This window comes from Schumannella sp. 10F1B-5-1 (assembly GCF_006517535.1).
In the GTDB taxonomy this organism is placed as follows: domain Bacteria; phylum Actinomycetota; class Actinomycetes; order Actinomycetales; family Microbacteriaceae; genus Schumannella.
In genome coordinates this window covers 1-293 of sequence record NZ_VHQH01000267.1, presented here as the reverse complement: position 1 = coordinate 293, position 293 = coordinate 1, and the positions used below count along the sequence as shown (strand labels likewise).

General features: G+C 78.5%; 1 pseudogene. It reads left to right on the top strand.

What is annotated here, in order from left to right:
- Positions 1 to 55: 55 nt before the first annotated feature.
- A pseudogene (locus FJ658_RS15660) lies at positions 56 to 293 on the top strand (orotidine 5'-phosphate decarboxylase); the annotation flags it as partial.

Sequence of the window (293 nt, the reverse complement as noted above, 5' to 3'; positions counted from 1 at the left end):
GATCGCCCAGCGGATGGTCGAGCACGCCCGGTCGACCCGAGGGGTCGCGGGGGTCGTGGTGGGCGCCACCGTCGACCTCGCGGCCGTCGGCGTCGACCCGTCGGTGCTCGCCGAGGTGCCGGTGCTCGCCCCCGGTTTCGGCGCGCAGGGCGCCTCGCTCGCGGGGGCGCCCGCAACCTTCCGGGCGGCGCTCGGCGCGATCCTGCCGAACGTCTCGCGCAGCGTGCTCGGTGCCGGCCCCGACGGTCTCGCCGCGGCGATCGACGTGGCGGCGCGCGACGTGGCATCGTGGG